12 protein-coding genes are annotated in these 11,291 nt (G+C 76.2%); 7 read left to right on the forward strand and 5 right to left on the reverse strand.

Annotated elements, in window-relative coordinates; genetic code table 11:
• Positions 1-3: 3 nt before the first annotated feature.
• Complete coding sequence (locus OG335_RS28910; protein ID WP_405014069.1) at positions 4-1,068, reverse strand: type III polyketide synthase; 1,065 nt, start codon at positions 1,066-1,068, stop codon at positions 4-6.
• Between the two features lie 170 nt (positions 1,069-1,238).
• Here OG335_RS28910 and OG335_RS28915 point away from each other — a divergent pair, with 170 nt between their 5' ends.
• Together OG335_RS28915 and OG335_RS28920 are read left to right on the forward strand one after the other, a co-directional pair.
• Entirely contained in the window at positions 1,239-2,102 is an 864-nt protein-coding gene (locus OG335_RS28915) for a UbiA family prenyltransferase (protein WP_405014070.1), read from the forward strand.
• A 74-nt stretch (positions 2,103-2,176) separates the two neighbouring features.
• Positions 2,177-3,160 carry an aldo/keto reductase gene (locus OG335_RS28920; RefSeq protein WP_405014071.1) on the forward strand — a complete coding sequence of 328 codons (984 nt, stop codon included), beginning with the start codon at positions 2,177-2,179 and terminating at the stop codon, positions 3,158-3,160.
• A 31-nt stretch (positions 3,161-3,191) separates the two neighbouring features.
• On the opposite strand, the gene OG335_RS28925 is transcribed toward OG335_RS28920, so the two are convergent.
• Positions 3,192-3,956, reverse strand: coding sequence for a hypothetical protein (locus OG335_RS28925; protein ID WP_405014072.1), 765 nt, complete (start codon positions 3,954-3,956; stop codon positions 3,192-3,194).
• 82 nt (positions 3,957-4,038) lie between these two features.
• Between OG335_RS28925 and OG335_RS28930 the strand changes: the two genes are divergently transcribed.
• Complete coding sequence (locus OG335_RS28930; RefSeq protein ID WP_405014073.1) at positions 4,039-4,554, forward strand: pyridoxamine 5'-phosphate oxidase family protein; 516 nt, start codon at positions 4,039-4,041, stop codon at positions 4,552-4,554.
• A gap of 6 nt (positions 4,555-4,560) precedes the next feature.
• On the opposite strand, the gene OG335_RS28935 is transcribed toward OG335_RS28930, so the two are convergent.
• The 3 genes from OG335_RS28935 to OG335_RS28945 form a co-directional block, all read right to left on the reverse strand.
• Positions 4,561-6,132 (reverse strand): APC family permease, encoded by a 1,572-nt coding sequence (locus OG335_RS28935; RefSeq protein WP_405014074.1) that lies wholly within the window; start codon positions 6,130-6,132, stop codon positions 4,561-4,563.
• 306 nt (positions 6,133-6,438) lie between these two features.
• The gene (locus OG335_RS28940; protein WP_405014075.1) at positions 6,439-6,861 is read right to left on the reverse strand and encodes a VOC family protein; all 423 of its coding nucleotides are present in this window, start codon (positions 6,859-6,861) and stop codon (positions 6,439-6,441) included.
• Positions 6,862-6,913: 52 nt separating this feature from the next.
• Complete coding sequence (locus OG335_RS28945; protein WP_405014076.1) at positions 6,914-7,759, reverse strand: helix-turn-helix transcriptional regulator; 846 nt, start codon at positions 7,757-7,759, stop codon at positions 6,914-6,916.
• 162 nt (positions 7,760-7,921) lie between these two features.
• Between OG335_RS28945 and sigJ the strand changes: the two genes are divergently transcribed.
• From sigJ to OG335_RS28965, 4 genes are all read left to right on the forward strand, one after another.
• Positions 7,922-8,953, forward strand: coding sequence for an RNA polymerase sigma factor SigJ (gene sigJ / locus OG335_RS28950; RefSeq protein WP_405014077.1), 1,032 nt, complete (start codon positions 7,922-7,924; stop codon positions 8,951-8,953).
• Between the two features lie 235 nt (positions 8,954-9,188).
• Positions 9,189-10,049, forward strand: a complete 861-nt coding sequence (locus OG335_RS28955; protein WP_405014078.1) for an NAD(P)H-binding protein — start codon at positions 9,189-9,191, stop codon at positions 10,047-10,049.
• Between the two features lie 160 nt (positions 10,050-10,209).
• Complete coding sequence (locus OG335_RS28960) at positions 10,210-10,893, forward strand: NAD(P)-dependent oxidoreductase (RefSeq protein WP_405014079.1); 684 nt, start codon at positions 10,210-10,212, stop codon at positions 10,891-10,893.
• A 29-nt stretch (positions 10,894-10,922) separates the two neighbouring features.
• Positions 10,923-11,279 carry a DoxX family protein gene (locus OG335_RS28965; protein ID WP_405014080.1) on the forward strand — a complete coding sequence of 119 codons (357 nt, stop codon included), beginning with the start codon at positions 10,923-10,925 and terminating at the stop codon, positions 11,277-11,279.
• Positions 11,280-11,291 lie beyond the last annotated feature (12 nt).

Consider the following 11,291-nt stretch of genomic DNA (forward strand, 5'->3'; position numbering starts at 1 on the left):
GCGTCACCATCTCAGCAGGACGAGTTCGGAGCTGAAGCCCGGGCCGAGCGCCAGCATCAGCCCGGTCGACCCGGGCGGCGGGGGGCCTTCGGCCTGGACGTCCCGCAGGATGTGCAGCACGGAGGCGGACGACAGGTTGCCGACCCGGGCGAGGGAGCGGCGGCTGGCCGCGAGCGCGCCGCCGGGCAGGCCGAGCCCCTCCGCGAGCGCGTCGAGCACCCGCGGCCCGCCCGGGTGGCAGATCCAGGCGGAGACGTCGGCCGGCTTCAGGTCGTGCGCGGCGAGGAACGACTCGACCTCCTCGGCCACGTGCAGCCGTGTCAGCTCGGGGAGTTCGCTGCCGAGCACGATCCGGAAGCCGTGGTCGCCGATGTCCCAGCCGAGCAGGTGCGCGGTGCCGGGGTAGAGCCTGCTGCGGGCCGCCACCACCAGCGGCCCGCGGGAGCTGCCGTACAGCGGGTGGTCGGCGCCGACCGCCACCAGTGCGCCCGCGCCGTCGCCGAACAGCGCGGACGCCACCAGGTCGGCGCGGGAGGAGCCCGCGCGCTGCAGGGTGAGCGAGCACAGCTCCGTGGAGAGCAGCAGCGCGGCGTGCGCCGGCCGGCCGGCGAGGTGGTCGGCGAGCCGGGCGACGCCCGCGGCGCCAGCCGCGCAGCCCAGCCCGAAGACGGGCAGCCGGCGGACGTCCGGGCGCAGGCCGAGCGGCCCCGCGAGCCGGGCCTCCACCGACGGCGCGGCGATCCCCGTGACGGAGGTCGACACCACGAGGTCGAGGTCCTCGCCGCCGAGCCCGGCCCCGGCGAGCGCGGCGCGGGCGGCCTGCTCGCCGAGGTCGAGGGCGGCGGTCAGGAAGGCGTCGTTGGCCCGGCCGAAGCCGTCGATCCGCGCGTACTGCTCCAGCGGGAGGGCCAGGTGGCGGTGCGTCACCCCGGCGCCGGAGTGCAGCCGGTCGAGCAGTGCGCGGTCGGCACCGGGTGGGAGGCACAGTCCGGCGAGTGCCTCGGTGATCTCGTGCTGCGGGTACCGGTGGGGCGGCAGCACCCCGCTCACCGCCACGATTCGGCTCATGGCCACAGGATAGGGACGAACCGTGCCGATACGGCGAAAGAGGGACGAACGGGCGTGGCCCGCGCGCCATCCCGGCGCGGCCCGTAGGGCGTGTCTGACGATTCCCGACGGGCGCACGACGCCGCGCGCCGATCCGCCGCGCATGGCCGGACGCGCCCTAGCCTGACGGGATGTCCGACGAAGCGGTCAGCCCGGCAGGACGCCCGGCGGCACGTCCGCGGTGGCGTCCGGGACTCCTGCTCGCCGCCTGCCATCCGGCGCCCGCCGCCGCGGTCACGGCCTTCGCCGTGCTGCTGGCCGTCGGCTCGGGCCGCCCCGCCGGTGCCGTCGCGCTGACCGGCGCCGCCGTGGCGGCCGGTCAGCTCTCGATCGGCTGGTGCAACGACCGGGTCGACCTCGCCCGGGACGCCGCCGCCGGGCGCGCGGACAAGCCGCTCGCCCGCGGGGCCGTGTCCGCGCCCGCGGTCGGCGCCGCCGCGGGTGCCGCACTCGTGCTGGCGGTGCCGCTCTCGCTCGCGGCGGCGGGCCCGGTCGCGGGCGGCGCGCACCTCGCCGGGGTGGCGGCGGGGTGGGCGTACAACCTGCGGCTCAAGGGCACGGTGCTGTCGTGGCTGCCGTACGCGGTGGCGTTCGGGCTGCTGCCGGTGTTCGTGACGGCGGGCCCGGGCCGGCCGTGGCCGGCCTGGTGGGTGACGGCGGCCGCGGCGCTGCTGGGCTGCGGCGCGCACGCCGCCAACGTGCTGCCGGACATCGCGGCGGACCGCGCCGCGGGCGTGCTGGGCCTGCCGCAGCGGCTCGGGCGGCGCCGGTCGGCGGTCCTGGCGTCGGGCTGCCTGGCGGGAGCGACGGCGGTGCTCGTCCTCGGACCGGGCGGGCCGGTGGGGGCGGTCGGTGCGACCGCCCTGGCGGTGGCCTCCGCGGCGGCCGTGCTCGCACCCGCCGCGCCCGGCCGGTGGCCGTTCCTCGGGGCGCTGGCGCTGGCCGGCCTCGACGTGGCGCTGCTGCTGGGCCGCGGCACCGGCCGGGCGGCCTGACGGACCGGCAGCCGCGCGGACACGCGCCGGGCCCCTGCGCGCGTCCCCGCCCGCGGGGATGAGAGGCTCACGGTATGGAACAGCGTGTACTCGGCCGCACCGGCCGACCGGTATCCGTCGTCGGACTCGGCACCTGGCAGCTGGGAGCGGACTGGGGCGACGTCCGCGAGCAGGACGCCCTGGACGTCCTGGACGCCTCCGTCGAGGCCGGCGTCACCCTCTTCGACACGGCCGACGTCTACGGCGACGGCCGCAGCGAGCAGCTGATCGGCCGGTACCTGAAGGAGCGTCCGGACGCGGGCGTCTTCACCGCGACGAAGTTCGGCCGTCGCGCCGAGCAGCGCCCGGAGCACTACAACCTCGCCAACTTCCGTGCCTGGTCGGACCGTTCGCGCAGCAATCTGGGCACCGACCGGCTCGATCTGGTGCAGCTGCACTGCCCGCCGACCCCGGTGTACTCCTCCGACGAGGTGTTCGACGCCCTCGACACCCTGGTCGCCGAGGAGCGGATCGCCGCGTACGGCGTCAGCGTCGAGACCTGCGCGGAGGCGCTCACCGCCATCGCCCGGCCCGGCGTGGCGAGCGTGCAGATCATCCTGAACGCGTTCCGCCTCAAGCCGCTGGAGCAGGTGCTGCCGGCCGCGGCGGCCGCCGGGGTGGGCATCCTCGCGCGCGTGCCGCTCGCGTCCGGGCTGCTCTCCGGCCGCTACACCGCGGACACCGTCTTCTCCGCCGACGACCACCGCACCTACAACCGGCACGGCGAGGCCTTCGACCAGGGCGAGACCTTCTCCGGCGTCGACTTCGCGACCGGGGTCGAGGCCGCCGTGGAGTTCTCGGCGCTCGCACCGCAGGGCGCCACCCCGGCGCAGACGGCGCTGCGCTGGATCGTCCAGCAGCCCGGGGTCACCACGGTCATCCCCGGCGCCCGCAACACCGGGCAGGCCCGGGCCAACGCGGCCGCCGCCGCCCTGCCGCCGCTGCCGGACACCACCCTGGACGCCGTCCGGGAGCTCTACGACCGCCGCATCCGCCCGCAGGTCCACGACCGCTGGTGACGGCGGCCCGTCCGTCCGGCCGCGGGGTGGCTCAGAGCTCCGCGACCGGGCGGACGAGCAGGTCGTCCGGCCAGCCGTCGGCGAGCAGTTCGCCGAGGCCCGGATCCCGGTAGGCGGTGGCCAGCGGCAGCCAGGCGAGGAACGAGCCGTACCCGCCGCAGGTCGCCGCACCGCCGTCCCCGCCGCGGAACACGCCCGGCTCGGCGGTCAGCTCGGGGTCGTACGGGTCGCGGCCGATCAGCAGGCCGAACGCGTTCGGCGCGTGCTGGGGGCCGTCCGGGGAGCCGTGCGGCGAGCCCGTCCCCGGGTGGTCGGCACCCCAGCGGAAGAGCGTCCGCGCACCGGCCCCGCACGCCCACTCCCACTCGTCCGGCGTCGCCGTCCGCAGCCCCTGCGCGGCGAGCAGTCCGGCGATCTCCTCGGGCTCCTCCTCGAACGCCCACGGCTCGACGGCCACGAGCAGCGGCGGCAGCCGCACCGTCCGCGGCGGGCTCAGCACCTCCGCCAGGTACTCCGCCATCTCCGCGGGGAAGCCGAAGTCCTCCCGGCTCTCCGCGTACGAGGCCGCCTGCTCGGGGGTGGGGGCGAACGACGCCGCGTCCACGCCCAGCCGGGCCTCGCCCCCGGGCACCAGGGCGAACGGCCGCCCGTGCAGCACCAGGCGCGCCGTCGCGCCGTCCGGCGCGAGATCCCACTCCTGCGCCCCCACGCGCTCCGCCGCCCCGGCGGCCAGTGAACGCCGCTGCCCCGGCGTGGCGGCCCGCCACCGCCCGAGCGTCAACTCCTCGATCGTCATGGCGGCAGCCTGTCACCTGCCGCCGACACCACCGCGGCCGTAGGCTGGGAGCGACCGGCCACCCCCGGAGGGAGACGGCGCCATGACCGACCCGACCGCCGGGCGCCCGTACATGCCCGGTTACGGCATCCGGCCCGAGGGCGAGGGCTCCGGCCTCCTCAGCTGGGCATGGGCGCTCGACCGGCTGACCGGCTCCCACGACTACTGGGTGGCCTCGGTGCGGCCCGACGGCCGCCCGCACGTCATGCCGGTGTGGGGCGTCTGGGCGGACGACGCCTTCTGGTTCTCCAGCAGCGTCGGCTCCCGCAAGATGCGCAACCTCGCCGAGCGGCCCGACTGCGTGGTCACCACCGAGGACCCGCGCGACCCGGTGGTGCTGGAAGGCCGCGCCGAGGTCACCTCCGACCCGGCGGAGATCGCCGCCTTCCTCGCCGTGCTCAACACCAAGTACGCGGTGGCGTACGGCGTCGGCTTCCTCGACCCGGCGGTCAACGCCACGGTGCGGGTCGGCCCGGTGCAGGCGATCGGCCTGCTGCACACCGACTTCCGCGGCTCGCCGACCCGCTGGCGCTTCCCGCGCGGGGGCCCGGAGGACTAGGACGTGTCAGCGGGGGGCGTCGGCGGGGTCCGCGGCGCTCACCGGCACGTCCGGGTGCCGGAACCACGTGCCCTGCACGGCCCACTGCACGAGCATCAGCACGAACCCGAGCAGCAGCGCGCCGATGCCGATGACGGTCACGCCGCCCGTCTCGCCGAAGACCGGCAGGTCGATCGAGGTCGCACCGTAGTCCGGGTCGGCGTACACGTCGAACGCGCCGTAGCAGAAGAAGTACAGCAGCATCACGCCGCCCAGCAGCGGGCCCAGGCCCTTGAACACGAAGTCGCGCACACTGCGGGTCAGCACCCGCCGGTAGTACCAGACACAGGCGAAGCCCGTCAGGCCGTAGTAGAAGGCGATGCCGAGGCCGACGGAGGCGATCGAGTCCTCCAGGACGTTGCCGCTGATCGCCGTGAGCAGCACGTAGAAGGCGATCGAGGCGATGCCCATGCCGATCGTCGACCAGGTCGGCGTGAGGTGCCGCGGGTGCACCCGGGCGAACTGCGCGGGGATCGCCTTGTGCGCCGCCATCGAGAAGGTCGTCCGGGCGGTCGGCAGGATCGTGGTCTGCGTCGACGCGGCGGACGAGGTGAGCACCATGAAGATCAGCAGCTTGGTGAGGAACCCGCCGAACCCGGTCGTGCCGAAGATCGCGTCGCCGAGCGAGGACAGCACGTCGTCCGCGTTGTCCTCGTTGCCCAGCCCGACGCCCTTCGTGCCGATGCCCGCGAACGCCTGAGCCGCGACCGACACGAGTGCGTAGATCAGCAGCAGCAGGACGGTCGAGATGACCGCCGCCCGGCCCGGCGTGCGCGCGGCGTCGGCGGTCTCCTCGTTGACGGAGACGGCCGTGTCCCAGCCCCAGTAGATGAACACCGCGGCGAGGATGCCGGCCGTGAACGCGGTCGTCGACGCCACCTCGAACGGGTTGAACCACGAACCGCTGACCTTGACCGCCGTCGGCGGCGGGTTCGACCCGTAGACCTTCACCAGCGCGGTGACCGCCAGCAGCACGAGCATCACGACCTCGATGCACAGCAGCCACCGTTGCAGCGCCGCCGACAGCTCGATGCCGATGTAGCAGATCAGCGTCATCACGGCGATCCACACCACGCCCGCCACGGTCGTCCACGTGGTGGAGTCCGCCAGCGAGTCGAGGCCGAACAGGCGGAAGCCGTACACGCCGGCGATCTGGGCGAGGTTGGCCATCACGATGATGTCGGCGACCACGATGCCCCAGCCGCCCATCCAGCCCGTGCGCGGCCCGAACGCCCGCGCCGCCCAGGTGAACGTCGTCCCGCAGTCCGGGTCGGAGGCGTTCAACTCCTTGTAGGCGTAGGCGATCAGCAGCATCGGGACGAACGCCAGGATGGTGACGATCGGGGCCTGCAGCCCCACCCCGGCCACGATGATGCCCAGCGTCGCCGCGAGGCTGTACGCGGGCGCCGTCGACGCGAGGCCGATGGCCACGGACGACACCAGGCCGAGCGCGCCGGTCTTGAGCCCCTTCTCGCCGGCTCCCGAGCCGGTCGTCCGAGGTTCGGTGGAGGGGGCCGGACCGCCCGGAGGCACCGACACCTGGACCACCCCCTCTCTTCTGCCCGGAGGCTCTTCTGCCCGGAGGCTGCGAGGCTGTCCGCCCGGAGGCCGTGGGGCCGCCACGGGGGCCGCGAAGGTTCGTACTCCGCACCATCGTACGCCCGCGGACCGCACCCTTCCCGGCGTCAGGAACGCCTCCCCGTCTGCGGTGACGCCACCCGCTCGTCCCACCCGCCCGGCCCGCACGGGCCGGTGCCGCGTCCGGAGTGGGCCGAACGGGTGGGACGTGCCGACGGACGGGCGGCTGGGCCGTGCGGGGGGCGGCCCGGCGCCCGGGAAGCCGGGTCAGCCGTGCCGCGGCTCACCGCGGTACGTGCCGAAGTACCAGCGGTTGCCCTCCGGGTCGAGCGCCGCGAAGTCCCGCGAGCCGTAGTCCGTCCCGTGCAGCGGATCGGTGATCTTCGCCCCGGCCGCCACCGCGCGGTCGTGCACGGCGTCCGGGTCCGCGGTGACCACGTACGCGCCGAACGCGCCCGGCAGGGTCGGCCCGGTGCCCGCGCCGGCGTCCTCGCGGACCGATCCCAGCATCACCCCGCCGCCCTCGGGCCAGCTCAGCTGCGCGTGGTCGACCCGTTCGCCCTCGCCGTACACCACGGTCTCCTCGAAGCCGAACGCCTCCACCAGGAACGCGATCAGCCCGCGCGCGTCGTGCGCCCGCAGCGTCGGCCACACCTGCGGCCGCGGCGCCGAGTCCTGTGTCCCGCTCATCCCTGTCCACCTCCGAGAGGTCGCGGCGGCCCCGACCGGGACACCGTCACGGTCAGACTGCGCCCACCGGCACCGGCGCGGCTTGGACGTTTCGGAACTCCTCCGCCCGCCACACGCTCGGCGCGACCCCGGCCAGCGCCCGGAACTCGCGCGCCAGATGCGCCTGGTCGAAGTACCCGCACGCGGCCGCCAGGTCGGCCAGCCGGCCCCCTCCGGCCGCCGCCAGCCGCCGCGCCCGGTCGAACCGCACCACCCGCGCCGCCGCCTTCGGCGACAGGCCCGTCTCCGTGCGGAACCGCGCCGCGAGGTGCCGCTCGCTCCAGCCGACCTCCGCCGCCAGCGCGGACACCGGCACCCGGCCGCGGGAGGCCCGCAGCAGCCGCCACGTCTCCCGCACCTCGGGCGGCGGCGCCCCGCGGGGCCCGGCCGCGCGCGGCAGCACGTCGTCCAGCACCGCGAAGCGCCCGGGCCAGTCGGCGGCGGCCAGCATCCGCTCCCGCACCTCCGCCGCCACCGGGCCGAGCAGCGCCTCCGCGGGCAGGTCCAGGCCCGCGAGTTCGCCCGCCGGGACACCCAGCAGGGCCCGCGCCGCGAGCGGGTCCAGCCCCACCTGCACGCCCGACTGCCGGCCCGGATGCGTGATCACCGCGGGCGCCGTGTGCAGCCCGCCCACCAGGGCGTCGTACTGCGCCGGGCCCCGCCCGGGCTCCGGATGCACGGACACCGTCAGCGGATCGTCCAGCGTGAAGATCAGCGTGAGGAACGGCGACGGCAGCCCCCGGTGCCGCCCCGGCGCCAGCCCGGCCTGCCGGTAGCCGGTGTACCAGGCCGCGTACCCGGCCATCGGCCCGGCCGGGCGGACCCTGGCGCTCTCGTCGACGACGCTCGTCCCGTCCACACCCGCCAGTATCGTCCGGCGGGCGGCGGCCGTCCCCGCGCCGTCGTGCGGGCGCGGCGGGCCGGGCCGCGCGTGTGAGGTGCGTCACCATCGGAACGGTCGATGTCACACCCGGGCACCCCGTGGTGCTCTCGGAGGGCAACCGCGACAGGAGGCACCACGATGTCCGACACCCAGGGGACCGCACCCGCCGGCGACGCCACCGGGAAGACCGCCGGCGAGCCGGTCGGCAGGCCCGTGGAGGACGCCGTGCCGCCCCCCGGGGGCGACACCGCCCGGGACGCGGCGACCCGCGTCTACACCGACCACCGCGAGCTGCTGTTCGGCGTCGTCTACAGCATGCTCGGCAGCGTCGCCGACACCGAGGACGTGCTGCAGGACACCTGGCTCGCCTGGACCGCCCGCGACACCGACACCGCCGCCGCCCCGGTCGAGAGCCCCCGCGCCTACCTCGTGCGCATCGCGGTCAACAAGGCGATCGCCCGCCGTGCCGCCGTCAGCCGCCGCCGCGAGAGCTACGTCGGCCCCTGGCTGCCCGAACCCCTCATCAGCCGCCTCGACCCCGCCGGGCCCCAGGCGGGCACCGCCGACACCGCGGACACCGCCGACACCGTCGAACGCGCCGAATCCGTCTCGGTGGCCCTCATGGTCGTCCTGGAGACCCTCACCCCGCTGGAGCGGGCGGTGTTCGTGCTGCACGAGGTCTTCGGGTACAGCCACCCCGAGATCGCCGACACCCTCGGCCGCACCCCGGCGGCCGTCCGCCAGGTCGCCCACCGGGCCCGCGCGCACGTCCAGGCCCGGCGGCCCCGCTACCGCCCCGAACCACGGGTGCGCCGCCAGGTCACCGAACGCTTCGCGGCCGCCGTCGGCGGCGGCGACCTCCACGCCCTGCTGGAACTGCTCGCGCCCGAGGTGACGCTCTGGGCCGACGGCGGGGGCAAGGCCGTCGCCGCGGGCCTGCGCCCCGTGCACGGCCGCGACCGGGTCGCCCGGGTGCTCGTCCAGGGCGCGGGCCGCACCGGCACCGGCCTGGAGGTCCGCTGGGCACGCGCCAACGGCGACCCGTCCGCCCTGCTGTTCCGCGGCGACACCCCGTTCGGCGTGCTCGTCCTCGACCTCACCCCGGACGGCGAGCAGGTCGCCGGGGTCTACTTCCTCACCAACCCGGACAAGCTCACGCACGTCCACTGACCCCGGCCGACCCCACCCGGCGCAGCCCCGCCCCCGCTGCTGCGCCGCGCCCCGGCACGCCCCCAGCCGTACCCGCGCCTCCACCCGCGCCTTCACCCGCACCCGGACCCGCACCTGGACCCGCGCCTTCACCCGCGCCTTCACCCGCACCCGGACCCGCACCTGGACCCGCGCCTTCACCCGCGCCTTCACCCGCACCCGGACCCGCACCCGGACCCGAACGGAAGAGACCGCCATGATCCTCGTCACCGGAGCCACCGGCCTCGTCGGACGCCCCCTCGTCGAAACCCTCGCCGCAGCCGGCCACGCCGTCCGCGCCGTCAGCCGCGACCCCGCGGCGGCACCGCCGCCGCCCGCGGGCGTGGAGACCGTCACCGGCGACCCGTCCCGCCCGTCCGGCCTCGCCGCCGCGGCCTTCGACGGCGTCACCGCGCTCTTCCTGCACCCCCGCGCGGCCGGCGAGTCCGCCGCCGCACTCGTCGCCCTCGCCCGCGACCACGGGGTCCGCCGCGTCGTCGCCCTCGCCGCCCTCAACATCGACGACGACCCGGACGACCAGCCCTCCCGCCACCGCGGCGACCGCAACAAGGAGGCCGAGGACGCCGCCGCCGACAGCGGCCTCGCCTGGACCAGCCTGCGGTCCGGCACCTTCGCCGCCAGCAGCCTGCACGCCTGGGGCGCGCAGATCCGGGCCGGCGACACCGTCCGCGGCCCCTACCCGGACTTCGCCGAAGCCCCCGTCCACGAGCGCGACCTCGCCGAGGTCGCCGCCGCCGCCCTCACCACCGACGGACTCCACGGCCGCCGCCTCGAACTCACCGGCCCCCGCGCCCTCACCCACGCCGCGATGGTCACCGAGATCGGCCGCGTGCTCGGCCGACCGCTGCGCCACCAGGCGGTACCCGCCGACGCGGCTGCCCTGGCCATGGTCCGCCAAGGCGTCGCCGAGCCCTTCGTCACCGCCCTGATGGCCCGCTACCGGCGCGAACTCGACCGGCCCGCGACCGTCACCGACACCGTCGACGAGGTGCTCGGCCGGCCCGCGCGCGGCTACGGCGACTGGGTCGCCGACCACGCGGACGACTTCCGCGCCTGACGGCCCGCACCGCTCTCCCGGACAGCCTTCACCGCACCGCCTTCCCCGACCCGCCTTCCCCGCACGGCCTGCCCCGACCCGCCTGCCCCGACCCGTACGACCCGTCCCCGCCTGTCCGTTTCCGTCCCGCCCGACCTGGGCGTCCCCTCAGGAGGACACCGTGAAGATCACCGTCATCGCCGCGACCGGCGGCATCGGCCGCCTGCTCCTCGACCAGGCGCTCGCCGCCGGCCACGAGACCACCGCCGTCGTCCGCAACCCCGCCCGGCTCACCGTCGACGGCCGGCCGCTCGACGGCGTCCGCGTCGTCACGACCGACCTGGCGGCCGCCGACCCCGCCCGGCTCGAAGCCGCCGTCGACGGCGCCGACGCCGTGCTCTCCGGCCTCGGCGCCCGCACCGCCGCCGACCACGGCGTCGCCCGGCGCGGCACCGACGCCGTGATCCGCGCGATGCAGGCCACCGGTGCCCGCCGGCTCGTCGTGGTCAGCGCCGCGCCGATCGGCACCGTGCCCACCCCCGCCCGCCCGGTACCGCCCCGGCACGACCCGGGCGACGGCTTCGTCATGCGCCACGTGCTCAACCCGCTCGTCAAGACCGCCCTACGGGCGCACTACGCCGACCTCGCGCTGATGGAGGAGGAGGTGCTCGGCAGCGCCCTCGACTGGACGGTCGTCCGCCCGCCGCGGCTCACCGACCTTCCCCTGACCGGTCGTTACCGCACCGCCGAGGGCCGCAACATCCGCGGCGGCCGGACGGTCCCGCGGGCCGACGTCGCCCACCTCATGCTGCACCTGCCCGAACAGCCCCGGAGCGTCCGGAAGATCGTCTCCATCGCTACCTGACGTCCAGTCATATTCTCAAGGGGAACCCCGTGTTCGTCCTGTACGTCGCCGTGACGCTCCTGTGCGTCGCCGCCACCGCCATGTCGGGCGTGCTCGACCTCGCCCGCTACGAACGGATCACCGTCAGCATGGCCGCGGCCGGTGTCCCCGCCTCCTGGCTGGCCCCGCTCGGCGTGCTGAAGACGGCCGCCGCGGCGGGCCTGCTCGCCGGCTTCGCCGTGCCGTTGCCGGGCACCGCCGCCGCCATCGGTCTCGTGCTGTTCTTCGTCGGCGCGATCGCCGTCCATCTCCGGTCCGGCGACCGCTCGTTCGGGCTCGCGCTCGGCTTCCTGCTGCTCGCGGCCGCCACCCTGGCGGCCGGGGTGGCCGAGCACGGCCTGATCTGACGTTCCCCCGGC

The organism is Kitasatospora sp. NBC_01539, assembly GCF_045040525.1.
Lineage (GTDB): Bacteria > Actinomycetota > Actinomycetes > Streptomycetales > Streptomycetaceae > Kitasatospora.

Bases quoted from the DNA above. Each gene is read 5' to 3' on its own strand.
- OG335_RS28920 (WP_405014071.1), top strand. From the start codon at position 2,177: ATGGAACAGCGTGTACTCGGCCGCACCGGCCGACCGGTATCCGTCGTC.
- OG335_RS28925 (WP_405014072.1), bottom strand. From the start codon at position 3,956: ATGACGATCGAGGAGTTGACGCTCGGGCGGTGGCGGGCCGCCACGCCG.
- OG335_RS28910 (WP_405014069.1), bottom strand. From the start codon at position 1,068: ATGAGCCGAATCGTGGCGGTGAGCGGGGTGCTGCCGCCCCACCGGTAC.
- OG335_RS28940 (WP_405014075.1), bottom strand. From the start codon at position 6,861: ATGAGCGGGACACAGGACTCGGCGCCGCGGCCGCAGGTGTGGCCGACG.
- OG335_RS28915 (WP_405014070.1), top strand. From the start codon at position 1,239: ATGTCCGACGAAGCGGTCAGCCCGGCAGGACGCCCGGCGGCACGTCCG.
- OG335_RS28955 (WP_405014078.1), top strand. From the start codon at position 9,189: ATGATCCTCGTCACCGGAGCCACCGGCCTCGTCGGACGCCCCCTCGTC.
- OG335_RS28930 (WP_405014073.1), top strand. From the start codon at position 4,039: ATGACCGACCCGACCGCCGGGCGCCCGTACATGCCCGGTTACGGCATC.
- sigJ (WP_405014077.1), top strand. From the start codon at position 7,922: ATGTCCGACACCCAGGGGACCGCACCCGCCGGCGACGCCACCGGGAAG.